The organism is Serratia rubidaea (assembly GCF_016026735.1).
Lineage (GTDB): Bacteria > Pseudomonadota > Gammaproteobacteria > Enterobacterales > Enterobacteriaceae > Serratia_B > Serratia_B rubidaea.
In genome coordinates, this window is the sequence record NZ_CP065640.1 from 3,211,791 (window position 1) to 3,226,610 (window position 14,820).

The window sequence follows — 14,820 nt, forward strand, 5'->3', positions numbered from 1 at the left end:
GCGATCGATCGCTTACTGGCGATTGACTTTTTTATCGCCAGTGGCATGATGCGCGCACTCTCATTGCTTGCTCGGTCTCAAGTTCACTATGTACGCATACTCCCGCCCAGTGCTTCTCTTGCTCTGCGGCTTGTTGTTGCTCACGGTTTCTATTGCCGTACTGAATACGTTAGTCCCTCTTTGGTTAACTCATGCTCAACTGTCAACCTGGCAGGTGGGAATGATCGGCTCTTCCTACTTTACCGGCAACCTGCTCGGCACCATGCTGGCCGGCAAGCTGATTAAGCGCATCGGTTTTACCCGCAGCTACCATCTCTCCTGCCTGCTGTTTGCCGTCGCGACAGCCGGCATGGCGCTGTCGCTCGACTTCTGGAGCTGGCTGGGGTGGCGCTTCATGGCCGGCATCGGTTGCGCCTGGATTTGGGTGATCGTTGAGAGCGCGCTGCTGCGCAGCGGTAATCAGACCAACCGCGGTCAGCTGCTGGCGGCCTATATGACGGTGTATTACCTGGGGACGGTGATCGGCCAGCTGCTGCTCGGCATGGTCTCTTCCGAATTGCTGAACGTGCTGCCGTGGGTGACGGCGGTCGTGATTACCGCCATGCTGCCGATGCTGTTTGCCCGGGTCAATCGCGCCGATGATGAGCCGCAGCAGGCGGCGGTATTGCCGATGCTGAAACGCCGCAGCGCGCGTCTGGGCATTAACGGCTGCGTGATTTCCGGCATTGTGCTCGGTTCGCTGTATGGCCTGATGCCGCTTTATCTGTCCCATCAGGGCTTCAGCGATGCGGACGTCGGCTACTGGATGGCGCTGTTGGTCAGCTCCGGCATTATCGGCCAGTGGCCGGTCGGTAAAATGGCCGACCGCTACGGGCGACTGCTGGTGCTGCGCGTGCAGGTCTTCGTGGTGATTATCGCCAGCATGGCGATGCTGGGGGGCTACGCCATGGCGCCTTCGCTGTTTATTCTGGGCTGCGCCGGCTTTACGCTGTACCCGGTGGCGATGTCCTGGGCGTGCGAGAAGGTGCAGTCCCATGAGCTGGTGGCGATGAACCAGGCGCTGTTGATGAGTTACACCATCGGCAGCCTGCTCGGCCCGTCGATGACGGCGATGCTGATGCAGAACTATTCCGACCAGCTGCTGTTCGTGATGATTGCCGCAGTGGCGCTGGTCTATCTGGTGATGCTGCTGAAAAAACAGAAGCCGGACCATCATCACACGCCGTTCGCCGCGGCCTGAAAGCGAAAAACCCGGCCAGGAGCGCCGGGTTTTTTCATGTTGCCGTGCGTAATCAGTAGATCACTTTATGGCCGTAGCCTTCCAGAATGCCTTTGACCCGATCCATGGTCTCGGCCTTGGGCGGATGCACGCCGTCCAGCTTGTACTCTTCGCCCATGGCGATCCATTTATGTTTGCCCAGTTCGTGATAGGGCAGCAGCTCGATTTTTTCAATATTCTTCATATCTTTGGTGAATTCACCCAGCAGATGGGCGGACTTATCGTCGTCTGACCAGCCCGGCACCACCACATAGCGGATCCAGGTGCGCTGGTTGCGCTTGGCCAGATAGCGGGCGAATTCCAGCGTACGGTGGTTGGAGACGCCCACCAGGTTCTGGTGAATATCGTCATTCATCTGCTTCAGATCGAGCATCACCAGATCGGTAACGTCCAGCAGCTCGTCAATCACCGGATCGTAGCGGCGCACGAAGCCGTTAGTATCCAGACAGGTATTGATGCCTTCCTGATGGCAGGCGCGGAACCAGTCGCGTACGAACTCCGCCTGCAGAATCGCCTCGCCGCCGGAGGCCGTTACGCCGCCGCCGGATGCGTTCATAAAGTGACGGTAGGAGACGGCGTCCTTCATCAGCTCTTCCACGGTCACTTCCTTGCCGCCGTGCGTATCCCAGGTGTCGCGGTTATGGCAATACAGGCAACGCATCAGGCAGCCCTGGAAAAAGACGATAAAACGAATGCCCGGGCCGTCAACGGTGCCGCAGGATTCGAAAGAGTGGATACGACCAGTTACTGACATTGCGGGTTTCTCCAATATTGACTGTCAAGCGCAGTCTAAAAATGGGCGTACGGCCGTCGGTCAGGTATCAGCGATGCAGCAGCGGAAAAGCCCGACTGCCGGAGGGGAGAGATGCCTGTTGACCGGCCGTGTGCCGGATCACTGTTTTGCCGGATGTCCACTGAGTATAGATACCTGGCAAAACAGACTCGCGGGAGTCAGGAACATTGCGTGTTAAAAGGGCCGGTTATCCCGGCCCCCGGTTGCCATCTGGCCGGGCTGTGCAGCCCGGCATCGGCAAGGTGTTACATGGTCTGCGTGAAGGTACGGGTGATAACGTCCTGCTGCTGCTCTTTGGTCAGCGAGTTGAAACGTACCGCATAGCCGGATACGCGGATGGTCAGCTGAGGATATTTCTCAGGGTTATCCATCGCGTCCAGCAGCATTTCACGGTTCATCACGTTAACGTTCAGGTGCTGCCCGCCCTCGATAGCGGCTTCATGGTGGAAGTAACCGTCCATCAGGCCCGCCAGGTTGGTTTTACGCACGTCGTCATCTTTACCCAGCGCGTTCGGTACGATGGAGAAGGTATAGGAAATACCGTCTTTCGCATAGGCGAACGGCAGTTTCGCCACCGAGGTCAGAGAGGCGACGGCGCCTTTCTGGTCGCGGCCGTGCATCGGGTTGGCGCCCGGGCCGAATGGCGCGCCGGCGCGGCGGCCGTCCGGCGTGTTACCGGTTTTCTTGCCGTACACCACGTTGGAGGTGATAGTCAGCACGGACTGGGTCGGCACCGCATTGCGGTAGGTGCGCAGTTTCTGAATTTTCTTCATGAAACGTTCCACCAGGTCGCAGGCGATGTCATCGACGCGCGGGTCGTTGTTACCGAACTGCGGATATTCCCCTTCAACCTTGAAGTCCACCGCCAGGCCGTCTTCGTCGCGGATGGTGGAGACTTTCGCGTACTTGATGGCAGACAGGGAGTCGGCCGCCACGGACAGACCGGCGATGCCGCAGGCCATGGTGCGGTAGACGTCACGGTCGTGCAGGGCCATCAGCGCCGCTTCATAGCTGTACTTGTCATGCATGTAGTGGATGATGTTCAGTGCGGTGACGTACTGCTTCGCCAGCCAGTCCATAAAGTGGTCCATACGGTCCATGACTTTGTCATAGTCCAGCACCTCGTCCATCATCGGCGCTTCTTTCGGGCCGACCTGCATTTTCAGTTTTTCGTCAACGCCGCCGTTGATGGCGTACAGCATGGTTTTCGCCAGGTTGGCGCGCGCGCCGAAGAACTGCATCTGCTTACCGACCACCATCGGGCTGACGCAGCAGGCGATGGCGTAGTCATCGCTGTTGAAGTCAGGACGCATCAGGTCGTCGTTTTCATACTGTACGGAAGAGGTGTCGATAGACACTTTCGCCGCGTATTTTTTGAAGTTGAGCGGCAGTTTTTCCGACCACAGAATGGTCATGTTCGGTTCCGGAGACGGCCCCATGGTGTACAGGGTGTTCAGGAAACGGAAGCTGTTCTTGGTGACCAGCGTACGGCCGTCGACGCCCATACCGGCCAGCGATTCGGTGGCCCAGATTGGGTCGCCGGAGAACAGCTCGTCATACTCAGGGGTACGCAGGAAGCGCACCATGCGCAGTTTCATCACCAGGTGGTCGATCAGTTCCTGCGCCTGCTCTTCGGTCAGTTTGCCGGCCTTGATGTCACGTTCAATGTAGACATCCAGGAAGGTGGAGACGCGGCCGAAGGACATGGCGGCGCCGTTTTGTGATTTCACTGCGGCCAGGTAGCCGAAGTAGGTCCACTGCACCGCTTCCTGGGCGTTTTTCGCCGGCGCGGAGATATCGTAACCGTATTTGGCGGCCATCTCTTTAATCTGGCCGAGCGCGCGGTGCTGTTCAGAGATCTCTTCGCGCAGCTGGATGGTCATTTCCAGATCTTCGCCGTTTTCCAGCTTCTCCTGCAGGGAGTTGAACTGGTTTAATTTGTCCGCCATCAGGAAGTCGATGCCGTACAGCGCTACGCGGCGGTAGTCGCCGATGATGCGGCCGCGGCCGTAAGCATCCGGCAGACCGGTCAGCACGCCGGATTTACGGCACTTCAGGATGTCTTTGGTGTAGACGTCGAACACGCCCTGGTTGTGGGTTTTACGGTATTCGGTAAAGACTTTTTTCAGCTGCGGATCCAGCTCGCGGCCGTAGACCTTACAGGAGCCTTCAACCATTTTGATGCCGCCGAACGGGATCAGCGCGCGTTTTAATGGCGCTTCGGTCTGCAGACCGACGATGGTTTCCAGATCTTTATTGATGTAACCGGCGTCGTGGGAGGTAATGGTAGAGGCGACGTTGGTATCGAAATCAACCGGCGCGTGGGTGCGGTTTTCCAGTTTGATTCCTTCCATGACCTTGTCCCACAGCGTGGTGGTCGCCTGCGTAGCGCCGGCCAGGAAGGACTCATCGCCTTCATACGGCGTGTAGTTTTTCTGGATGAAGTCACGGACGTTGACTTCGTTCTGCCAGTCACCGTTGCTGAAACCTTCCCAGGCTTGGGCTAATTTCTCGTTAAGTTCGGTCATGTTACACCTACCTTCTAATTGTGGAGTTCGGATCCGGCGTGGCGATGCGGCTTAAGGCTGCTTGTCGCCACGCAGATAAATTACCCAGTAAGTCAAACCAACCAACAGACCGCCGCCGATAATGTTGCCGAGGGTGACGGGGATCAGGTTGTCGAAGATAAAGTTGCTTACGGTCAGATGAGCAAAATGCTCGGGTGCTGTCCCTACGGCCTGCCAGAATTCCGGCGTGGCGAAGTGTTTAACCACAATGCCCATAGGGATCATAAACATATTGGCGATGCTGTGTTCAAAACCGCTGGCGACAAACATGGCGACCGGCAGAACCATGGCGAACATCTTGTCCATCAGGCTGCGGCCGGAGTAGCTCATCCAGACCGCCAGGCAGACCATCAGGTTAGCCAGAATGCCGAGGCAGACGGCCTCGATAAATGTGTGGTGCAGCTTGTGGTCGGCGGTTTGTAATACGTTCAGCCCCCACAGGCCGTTGGCCGTCATATATTCGCCGGAGAACCAGATCAGGGCGACGAAGAACAGCGCGCCGATCAGGTTACCAATATAGACGTTAAGCCAATTGGCCGCCAATTGCCGCCAGGTGATGCGGCCGCTGGCCTTGGCGATAACGATAAGCACGGTGGAGGTGAACAGGTCGGCGCCGCAGACGACGACCAGCATCAGCCCGAGCGAGAAACAGATGCCGCCAATCAGTTTGGCCAGGCCGAACGGGACGTCGGCGGTGCCGGTGGTGGCGGTGATATAGAACACGAATGCGATAGAGATGAAAACGCCGGCGGTGATCGCTAAATAAAACGTTTTTAGCGGGTGTTTGGTCGCTTTATAGATGCCGGCGTCTTCGGCGACTTTCGCCATCGCGGCAGGTAACAGCAAATCAAAGGGGTTGTCAGCTTTCACGCCAGTTCTCGCTCAAAAGGGTTATAACAACGCAATGAGATACTAGCAAAGCGGTATCGGGTAAAAGTTGATTTGGATCATGGGGCGCCGAAGTAAAACGGCGCAAAGGCGTATAAATTACGTGGTTTTTGTGGTTATGTGCTTGAAATTAATATAAAAAATATTTTTTAAGTTTTGCAATTATTTTTTAATCAGCGTGCCGGACAGGTTATCTGCCGGTTAAATAATTTCATTAAATAGAGGCGGAATGGAGAGTTAATCAATGGGCGCCAATGATTATTTCACCTTAATGCAACAAATCAGCCGCCGTACTCTTGTATTAGCGTCTTATGCAGAGAAGAAAATGCCTGGCGTTATTCAGGGCAACGGTCGAACGTGAACGGAAAAATAGCCGGGCGGCGCTGATGCCGCCCGGCAGGCGCGTTAGGCGTTCGCCCAGTGGCGACGTTTGGCCTGCTGCAGCTTCTCATAGGCCGCCAGCAGCGCCTGATGCGCCGGCAGCGCCTGCAGATCGCTGTCGATGGCGAACAGCCCGTTGAAGCGCTCTTCACCGCTCATGGCGGCGGAGGCGGCATCGACGGCGTCCTGACCGTACATTTTGACAAACGCGCTGTGGTACTGCGCCGGATCGCGTTCTGGCTCCTGCGCGAGCAGCAGCAGGGTTTGCAGGCAACGGTAGTAGTTGCTGCGCTGTGGGGTAAACACCGACGCGTTAAACTCCTGCGTCCATTCCGCCCAGATCAGCGCTTGCTCCATATCGCCGCCGGCCAGCGCCAGCATGGACTTCAGCTCGCCGACGCGCAGGGTGTACCAGGCGTTATCCTTGCCGGAGGCAATGCCCAGCAGCTCACGCACGCGGGTGAAGTCGTCCAGCCCTTCATCGTCCAGCTGCTGCAGCAGCGCCAGGTACTCTTCCGGCTGCCAGTCGCTGTCCGGCAGCGCCAGCAGGGTGTCGCGCAAATGGGCGCCCATGCTGTTGTTGGCCAGCAGCAGATCTTCCGCCGGGTAGATATCGGACATGCCCGGCACGATGATGCGGCAGGCGTAAACGCCCAGGTGCTCGTAATCGGCGATGTACACTTCGGCGTCTTCCTGCTGGAAGATGGCCATCAGCGTGGCGAACTCTTCCTGCGTGCTGCCGCTGAAGCTCCAGTCGGCAAACGGGTAGTCGGCGTTCTGCTTGAACATATCCCAGGAGATCAGGCCGCTGGAATCGATAAAGTGGGTTTCCAGGTTGGCGTGCTCCGCCACTTCTTCATCGTCGAAGGTCGGCGCGGTGAACACGTCCAGATCCTTCAGGCTGCGGCCCTGCAGCAGTTCGGTCACCGTACGCTCCAGCGCGACGCCGAAGTCCGGGTGGGCGCCGAAGGAGGCGAAGCAGGTGCCGTTGGCCGGGTTAAACAGCACCACGCAGATCACCGGGTACTTGCCGCCCAGCGAGGCGTCGTAGGAGAGGATCGGGAAGCCTTCCTCTTCCAGCTTGGCGATGGCTTCAACCACGCCAGGGTAGCGGTTCAGCACCTCGGCCGGGATTTCCGGCAGGCTGATGGATTCGGCAATGATGCGGTTCTTCACATAGCGCTCAAATACTTCAGACAGCCCCTGCACGCGCGCTTCGTTCGCGGTGTTGCCGGCTGACATGCCGTTGGAAACGTACAGGTTGCCGATAATGTTCATCGGAATATAGACCGTTTCCTGATCCGACTGACGGGTGAACGGCAGGGCGCAGATGCCGCGATCGCCGTTGCCGGACTGCAGGTCGATCAGATCGCCGGCGCTCAGCTCCTGCTCCGGATCGTAGAAGGCGTGCAGGCGTGGATCGAGGATGCCCGCCGGCAGTGAGTCGTCCGCCGGGATCGGGAACCACTTCTCGTTCGGGTAGTGGACGAAATCGCCGTTGGCGATCTGTTGGCCCAGATAGAAGTCGGCAAAGAAATAGTTGGTCGACAGACGTTCGAAGTATTCGCCCAGCGCCGAGGCCAGCGCCGCTTTCTTGCTGGCGCCTTTGCCGTTGGTGAAGCACAGCGGGCAGTCGCGGTCGCGGATATGCACCGACCAGACGTGCGGCACCGGGTTGAGCCAGGAGGCCTCTTCAATATTGAAACCCAGATCGCTCAGTTTCTGTTGGAAACGGCTGATGGAATCTTCCAGCGCGGCGTCTTTACCGGGGATAAAAGTTTGCGTCATTGTCTTCACTTAAATGTTTGGGGATAGCAGGCGATGTTAAGCATGTCTCTGTCAGCCGGCAACGAACCGCTGGAGACGTGCCTGATGTCACTGTTTTCCGAGACTCGCATCCGTGTAACAGCGTGCGAGGTTACGGCAAGGCGGCGTACACGCCGGCGCCTTGGAGCATAAGGCGTTATCTTCTCATACGTCGGGGAGCAAAGGGTAGGCTCAGTCGCGGCAATATTTTTATGTTATTGAATTTATAACCGCCGGCCGGGCATTTTTTTCGTCAGCGACGGCGGTCAGCCTGCTGGGAGGGTTTTTTTTCGTTTCGCCATGGCGCACGGCGCGCTCTGCACTTGCTCATTATGAGCTGCAACGCTAACCGTCTGGTTTTACACTTCTTATTTGTAATACAAATAAATTTACACAAAAATAACAACTATGTATAATTGTATTACAAATAGCTCACGGTACGTGCTGTGAGTGTTAATTTCCTCATAACATTGTGAGCGAAATTGACGGTTACTCGATGTTGGTAATAAGGAAAGAAAAATGTCCGCTCCACAGCAGAGCGCCGGTAAGCGTTGGTTCTTTACCGCTTATCGCCTGCTCTTTGTCATACTCAGTTTTTGTATCGGTCTGTTTTTTGTTATCTGGGGAGGAAAACTGGTTTCGTTAGGCGGCAGCGCCTATTACCTGCTTGGCGGCCTGGCCTATCTGATTATCGCCGTCTGTTTCCTCGTCCGCAGTAAACATACCTTCTGGCTTTCTCTCATCACCTTCTTCCTCACGCTCTGCTGGGCGCTGTATGAGGTACAGTTCAACTATTGGGGACTGGTGCCGCGGCTGGTGGTGCCGGCGCTGCTGCTGATGCTCAGCCTGTGGCTGATCCCGACGCTGCCGCAGACCGGCAACGGCCGTCGCCGTCTGGCGAACTGGGGCGGTCTTGGTATTTTCGTGGTGCTGCTGGCGACGCTGGCGGCGGCGTTTTATCCGCATAACGTGATTCGCAACGAGGTTGCGCTGAAAACGCCGGATGCCAAAGCCGCGCCGGCCGCGGGCGAGGATAACTGGGAATTTTTCGGGCGTAGCGCGTCCGGCACGCGTTTTGCGCCGTATACGCAAATCACGCCGGAAAACGTTAAGAACCTCGACGTAGCCTGGGTTTACCACACCGGCCGCCGCACCACCGGCAGCGCTATCGGCGTGGATGAAAATACGCCGCTGCAGGTGGGCAACGTACTTTATTCCTGCACGCCGGAGAACCTGATTACCGCGCTGGACGCGGACAGCGGTAAAGCGCTGTGGAAGTTCGACCCGCAGGCAAAAACGGCAGAGCACGTCACCTGCCGCGGCGTCGGCTATTACGACGTCAATAAAGACGACAGCCTGAGCGCGGATGAAAAGAGCGCGCCGGCGCTGCAGCAGTGTCCGCAGCGTATCCTGGTTTCCACCGTTGACGCGCGTTTTATGGCGCTGAATGCCCGCACCGGCGAACTGTGCCCGGGATTTGGCGATAACGGCAGCGTCGACCTGAAGCAGGGCATGGGCGATACCGAAAACAGCAAACGCTATCACCCGACGGCGGCGCCGGTCGTGATGGGGCATATTGCCATCATCGGCGGCTGGGTGCGCGATATTGTGCACGGCGAGCCTTCCGGCGTGGTGCGCGCGTTTGACGTACGTACCGGCGACGTGGCCTGGGCCTGGGACGTCGGCCAGCCGGAAAATGTCACCGATCCGGTCAAAGGGCGTGCCTATACGCTGGAAACGCCGAACGTCTGGACGATCCCAAGCTTTGATAAGGCGCTGAACCTGGTCTATCTGCCGACCGGCAACGGCCCGCCGGACTATTGGGGCGGCGACCGTAACGAGGCGAAAGAGAAGTACGGTTCGGCCATTGTGGCGGTTGATGCCGGCACCGGCCAGACCAAATGGGTATACCAGACCGTGCATCACGACGTCTGGGACTACGACTTGCCGTCACAGCCGGTGCTGTTTGATGTGAAGAATGCGCAGGGGGAAACTATCCCGGCGCTGATTCAGACCACCAAAACCGGCCAGATCTTCGTGCTGGACCGCCGCACCGGCAAACCGGTCACGCAGGTGGAAGAGCGCGCCGTAGCGCAGGAAGGGGTGGCCGAAGGCGAGCGGTTGTCCGCCACGCAGCCGTTCTCGGTCGGGATGCCGCAAATCGGCGTCGAACCGCTGACGGAAAAATCGATGTGGGGCGTGTCGTCCTTTGATCAGCTGCTGTGTCGGGTCAGCTTTAAAGAGTCTGCCTATCATGGCATGTACACGCCGCCGTCCGAGAAGCCGTATATCGAGTGGCCGAGCCTGCTCGGTGGAATGAACTGGGGCGGTATCTCGGTCGACGAGCGCAGCGGACTGATGTTCGTCAACGATATGCGCATGCCGCTGCGTATGTCGCTGGTCCGCAAAGAGGACGTCGCGAAATATAAAATCTCCACCGACGAAGTGCCCGGCTTTATGGGCACGGTGCGTCCGCAAATCGCCGGGCCATACGGCGGCGTGCGCATTGATATTCTGCAGTCGGCGCTGGGCGTGCCGTGCAATACGCCGCCGTTCGGCACCATGACCGCCATCGATTTGCACAGCAAAAAGCTGGTGTGGCAGGTGCCGATGGGCTCGGTGCAGGACACCGGTCCGCTGGGGATGAAAACCCATATGCCAATCCCGCTGGGGATGCCGACGCTGGGCGGCCCGACGTCCACCGCCTCCGGACTGGTGTTCTTTGCCGGCACGCAGGATTACTATCTGCGCGCATTGGATTCGGCAACCGGCAAAGAGCTGTGGAAAGCACGGCTGCCGGTCGGCGCCGTCGCCGCGCCGCTGATTTATCAGTCGCCGAAAACCGGTAAACAGTATGTGGTGATCTCCGCCGGGGGCAGCAGCCACTCGCCGGACGTGGGCGATTACATTATTGCCTACGCGTTGCCGCAGCGTTAATTAGCCGCCACCCACCGCCGAACGCCTCCGCGTTTGGCGGTTTTTCTTTGTTATCACCGCCGTATGCCCGCGGTCACTATGCCGCATAATCCCGTCCGTTTCTTCTCACCAGTCAGACTAAACTTGCCGCAGGGTGCGAATGATGCCTTTACAAAGCGCCGTCGCTATCACGGTTTTTATTATGAGAAAGATGATAATTCAGCGGGTTAATTAATGCGGGGGAATATAATGAAAACGTGCAAACGGAGTTTTCTGGCGCTGTTGCTGGCCGGCGTCAGCGGTTCTGCGCTGGCGCTGCCGTCGGTCACTATTCTGGCGACCGGCGGCACCATTGCCGGCGGCGGCGAGTCGGCCACCAAATCCAATTATCAGGCGGGCCAGTTGGGCGTAGAGGCGCTGGTCAGCGCCGTGCCGCAGCTGAAAGAGGTGGCGGACGTTCAGGGGGAACAGATCGTTAATATCGGTTCGCAGGATATGAACGATGAGGTCTGGCTGACGCTGGCAAAGAAAATTAATGCCGACTGCGGCAAAACCGATGGCTTTGTGATTACTCACGGCACCGACACGCTGGAAGAAACCGCCTATTTTCTCGATCTGACGGTGAAGTGCGACAAACCGGTGGTGATGGTGGGCGCGATGCGCCCGGCGACGGCGATGAGCGCCGACGGGCCGTTCAACCTTTACAACGCGGTGGTGACTGCGGCGGACAAGCAGTCGGCCGGACGCGGCGTGCTGGTGGCGATGAATGACAGCGTGCTGGACGCGCGCGACGTGACCAAAACCAGCACCACGGCGGTACAGACCTTCCAGTCGCCGAACTATGGCCCGCTGGGCTCTATCCACAACGGCAAGGTTGATTATCAACGCATGCCGCAGCGCAAGCATACCCGCGCCACGCCGTTTGACGTCAGTAAACTGGACGCTCTGCCGAAGGTCGGCATCGTCTACAGCTATGCCAGCGCGTCGGATGCGCCGGCCAAAGCGCTGATCGAGGACGGCTATCAGGGCATCGTCAGCGCCGGCGTCGGTAACGGCAACCTGTATAAAACGCTGTTCGATACGCTGGCGACCGCGGCGCACCAGGGCGTGGCCGTCGTGCGCTCTTCCCGCGTGCCGACCGGCGCCACCACGGAGGATGCGGAGATCGACGACGCCAAATACGGTTTTGTCGCCGCCGGCACCCTGAACCCGCAGAAAGCGCGTATTCTGCTGCAGCTGGCGCTGACGCAGACCCGGGATGCGGCGCAGATTCAGCAGATGTTTAATCAGTACTGACAGCCGTGGTGCACAAGGGCCGTGACGGCCCTTTTTTCGCCGCTTGCCGGCCGTGGCGGACGGCTAATAAATGAGCCTGCCTGAGGCGAAAATGCAGCACAAAAATCTGCTATAACCCGCTGAATTAGCCGCCGTCATTGATTTTTTGCCGAAAAAAAGTGGTTCGCAGGGCGACGGCGCGGAGCCGGGCGTCAGCCATTTTCTTTGCGCGGCAGAATAAGCGTTGCAGCCGGGAGGCGCGAGTGATAAAACCGATGTGCTGGATGTCACACTTATCCGGCCTCGGGCGTATTCGGTCAGCCAGGCAAACCTGGCGAAATAAGTGAATGTGGTGAGGGGAAATGACTCAGGTTTATAATTTTAGTTCTGGCCCGGCAATGCTGCCGGTGGAAGTTTTGCGTCGCGCGGAACAGGAACTCTGTAACTGGCACGGCCTCGGAACATCGGTGATGGAAATCAGTCACCGCAGTAAGGAGTTTATCGCAGTTGCCGAGCAGTCCGAACAGGATCTGCGTGACCTGCTGAACATCCCCTCGAACTACAAAGTGCTGTTTTGCCACGGCGGCGCGCGCGCGCAGTTCGCCGCGCTGCCGCTGAACCTGCTGGGCGACAACGCCAGCGCCGACTACATCGACGGCGGCTACTGGGCGCAGAGCGCGATTAAAGAAGCGCAGAAATACTGTACGCCGAATGCAATTGATGTGAAGACCGAGGTCGACGGCCTGTCCGCCATTTTGCCGATGAGCGAATGGCAGCTGAGCGACGATGCGGCCTACGTGCATTACTGCCCGAATGAAACCATCGACGGCATCGCCATCGATGAAACGCCGGACTTCGGCGATAAAGTGGTGATCGGCGACTACTCCTCCACCATTCTTTCCCGTCCGCTGGACGTCAGCCGCTTTGGCGTTATCTACGCCGGCGCGCAGAAAAACATCGGTCCGGCGGGGCTGACGCTGGTGATCGTGCGTGAAGACCTGCTGGGCAAAGCGCGGCGTGAAGTGCCGTCCATTCTGGATTACACCGTGCTGGCTGAGAACGGCTCGATGTTCAACACCCCGCCGACGTTTGCCTGGTATCTGTCCGGCTTGGTGTTCAAATGGTTGAAAGAGCAGGGCGGCCTGATCGAAATGCAAAAACGCAACCAGGCCAAGGCCGAACTGCTGTACGCCGCTATCGACAATTCCGACTTCTATCGCAGCCGGGTGGCACCGTCCAACCGTTCCTGGATGAACGTTCCATTCCAGCTGGCCGACGGCGCGCTGGACGGCGAGTTCCTCCGCGAAGCCGAGGCCCTCGGCCTGCAGGCGCTGAAGGGGCACCGCGTTGTTGGTGGCATGCGTGCCTCTATCTATAATGCGATGCCGCTGGCCGGCGTACAGGCATTGACCGACTTTATGGCGGACTTCGAGCGTCGCCACGGTTAATCGCCGTTTCCCGCTTCGGCGGGGAACACTGGCTGTTGTTGCATTAAAGCGGCTCCGGCAAGATTACCGGGGCCGTTTCGTTTATCAGATCTGGAGAGTATTTTTTCACATGGTGGATTCCCTGACGTTACAACCGGTTGCCCTGGTCAATGGCACCGTCAACTTACCCGGCTCCAAGAGCGTATCCAATCGGGCTCTGCTGCTGGCGGCAGTGGCGCAGGGTACGACCCGCTTAACCAACCTGCTGGACAGCGACGATGTTCGGCATATGCTGAACGCGCTGCAGGCGCTGGGGGTCAGCTATCAGCTTTCCGCCGATCGCACCGAGTGCACGGTCACCGGCGTTGCCGGGCCGCTGCAGGCCGCGCAGCCGCTGGAGCTGTTTCTCGGCAATGCCGGCACCGCCATGCGTCCGCTGGCCGCCGCGCTGTGTCTGGGCGCCGGAGACGTGGTGCTGACGGGCGAACCGCGGATGAAAGAGCGGCCGATCGGCCATCTGGTGGATGCGCTGCGGCAGGGCGGCGCGCAGATTGATTATCTGGAGCAGACGGATTATCCGCCGGTGCGCCTGCGCGGCGGCTTCCGCGGCGGCGATGTCACCGTTGACGGCAGCGTCTCCAGCCAGTTTCTCACCGCGCTGCTGATGACCGCGCCGCTGGCGCAGCAGGATACGCATATTCATATTAAAGGCGAGCTGGTCTCCAAGCCGTACATTGATATTACGCTGCACCTGATGAAAACCTTCGGCGTTGACGTCAGCCATGATGACTACCGCGTGTTCCATATCGCCGGCGGCCAGACCTACCGCTCGCCGGGAGACTATCTGGTGGAAGGGGATGCCTCTTCGGCCTCCTATTTCCTGGCGGCGGCGGCGATCAAGGGCGGTACGGTGCGCGTGACCGGGATAGGCCGCAACAGCGTGCAGGGCGATACCAAGTTTGCCGACGTGCTGGAGAAAATGGGCGCGCACATCACCTGGGCGGACGATTATATCGAGTGCCGGCGCGGCGTGTTGAAGGGCATTGATATGGACATGAACCATATTCCGGATGCGGCGATGACCATCGCGACCGCCGCGCTGTTTGCCGACGGCCCGACCACCATCCGCAATATCTATAACTGGCGGGTGAAGGAGACCGACCGGCTGGCGGCGATGGCCACCGAGCTGCGCAAAGTCGGCGCGACGGTAGACGAAGGCGAAGACTATATTCACGTCGTGCCGCCGGCCAAGCTGCAGTTCGCCGAGATCGGCACGTATAACGATCACCGTATGGCGATGTGCTTCTCCCTGGTGGCGCTGTCGGATACCCCGGTGACCATTCTCGATCCGAAATGCACCGCGAAAACCTTCCCCGATTATTTCGAACGGCTGGCGAGCATCAGCCAATTGGCGTAATCCCTGTCAAGGCCCCGTTCGGGGCCTTCAGACTGCTGATAAAGCCTGTTATTAGGGAGAGCGTGGCGATG

The 14,820-nt window shown here is 58.6% G+C and carries 9 protein-coding genes; 5 read left to right on the top strand and 4 right to left on the bottom strand.

Annotated features, from left to right (window positions below):
- Positions 1-88: 88 nt before the first annotated feature.
- Complete coding sequence (locus I6G83_RS15050; protein WP_054307490.1) at positions 89-1,240, top strand: MFS transporter; 1,152 nt, start codon at positions 89-91, stop codon at positions 1,238-1,240.
- Between the two features lie 52 nt (positions 1,241-1,292).
- Here the strand turns inward: I6G83_RS15050 and pflA are convergent, their stop codons facing one another.
- The 4 genes from pflA to ycaO all read right to left on the bottom strand — a co-directional run bounded on the left by pflA (position 1,293) and on the right by ycaO (position 7,696).
- Positions 1,293-2,033: a pyruvate formate lyase 1-activating protein gene (gene pflA, locus I6G83_RS15055; RefSeq protein WP_054307491.1), complete on the bottom strand. Its 741-nt coding sequence runs from the start codon at positions 2,031-2,033 to the stop codon at positions 1,293-1,295.
- Positions 2,034-2,317: 284 nt separating this feature from the next.
- Entirely contained in the window at positions 2,318-4,600 is a 2,283-nt protein-coding gene (gene pflB / locus I6G83_RS15060) for a formate C-acetyltransferase (RefSeq protein ID WP_015671751.1), read from the bottom strand.
- Positions 4,601-4,651: 51 nt separating this feature from the next.
- On the bottom strand, positions 4,652-5,509 hold the full coding sequence (gene focA / locus I6G83_RS15065; protein WP_054307492.1) for a formate transporter FocA: 858 nt from the start codon (positions 5,507-5,509) through the stop codon (positions 4,652-4,654).
- Between the two features lie 423 nt (positions 5,510-5,932).
- On the bottom strand, positions 5,933-7,696 hold the full coding sequence (gene ycaO / locus I6G83_RS15070; RefSeq protein ID WP_054307493.1) for a 30S ribosomal protein S12 methylthiotransferase accessory factor YcaO: 1,764 nt from the start codon (positions 7,694-7,696) through the stop codon (positions 5,933-5,935).
- A 537-nt stretch (positions 7,697-8,233) separates the two neighbouring features.
- Between ycaO and I6G83_RS15075 the strand changes: the two genes are divergently transcribed.
- From I6G83_RS15075 to aroA, 4 genes are all read left to right on the top strand, one after another.
- Positions 8,234-10,651, top strand: coding sequence for a membrane-bound PQQ-dependent dehydrogenase, glucose/quinate/shikimate family (locus I6G83_RS15075; protein ID WP_054307494.1), 2,418 nt, complete (start codon positions 8,234-8,236; stop codon positions 10,649-10,651).
- A gap of 228 nt (positions 10,652-10,879) precedes the next feature.
- Positions 10,880-11,926 (top strand): L-asparaginase 2, encoded by a 1,047-nt coding sequence (gene ansB / locus I6G83_RS15080; protein ID WP_054307495.1) that lies wholly within the window; start codon positions 10,880-10,882, stop codon positions 11,924-11,926.
- Between the two features lie 341 nt (positions 11,927-12,267).
- Positions 12,268-13,353: a 3-phosphoserine/phosphohydroxythreonine transaminase gene (gene serC / locus I6G83_RS15085; protein WP_054307496.1), complete on the top strand. Its 1,086-nt coding sequence runs from the start codon at positions 12,268-12,270 to the stop codon at positions 13,351-13,353.
- Between the two features lie 109 nt (positions 13,354-13,462).
- On the top strand, positions 13,463-14,749 hold the full coding sequence (aroA, locus tag I6G83_RS15090; RefSeq protein WP_054307497.1) for a 3-phosphoshikimate 1-carboxyvinyltransferase: 1,287 nt from the start codon (positions 13,463-13,465) through the stop codon (positions 14,747-14,749).
- Positions 14,750-14,820 lie beyond the last annotated feature (71 nt).

Bases quoted from the DNA above. Each gene is read 5' to 3' on its own strand.
- pflB (WP_015671751.1), bottom strand. From the start codon at position 4,600: ATGACCGAACTTAACGAGAAATTAGCCCAAGCCTGGGAAGGTTTCAGC.
- aroA (WP_054307497.1), top strand. From the start codon at position 13,463: ATGGTGGATTCCCTGACGTTACAACCGGTTGCCCTGGTCAATGGCACC.
- ycaO (WP_054307493.1), bottom strand. From the start codon at position 7,696: ATGACGCAAACTTTTATCCCCGGTAAAGACGCCGCGCTGGAAGATTCC.
- I6G83_RS15075 (WP_054307494.1), top strand. From the start codon at position 8,234: ATGTCCGCTCCACAGCAGAGCGCCGGTAAGCGTTGGTTCTTTACCGCT.
- ansB (WP_054307495.1), top strand. From the start codon at position 10,880: ATGAAAACGTGCAAACGGAGTTTTCTGGCGCTGTTGCTGGCCGGCGTC.
- pflA (WP_054307491.1), bottom strand. From the start codon at position 2,033: ATGTCAGTAACTGGTCGTATCCACTCTTTCGAATCCTGCGGCACCGTT.
- serC (WP_054307496.1), top strand. From the start codon at position 12,268: ATGACTCAGGTTTATAATTTTAGTTCTGGCCCGGCAATGCTGCCGGTG.
- I6G83_RS15050 (WP_054307490.1), top strand. From the start codon at position 89: ATGTACGCATACTCCCGCCCAGTGCTTCTCTTGCTCTGCGGCTTGTTG.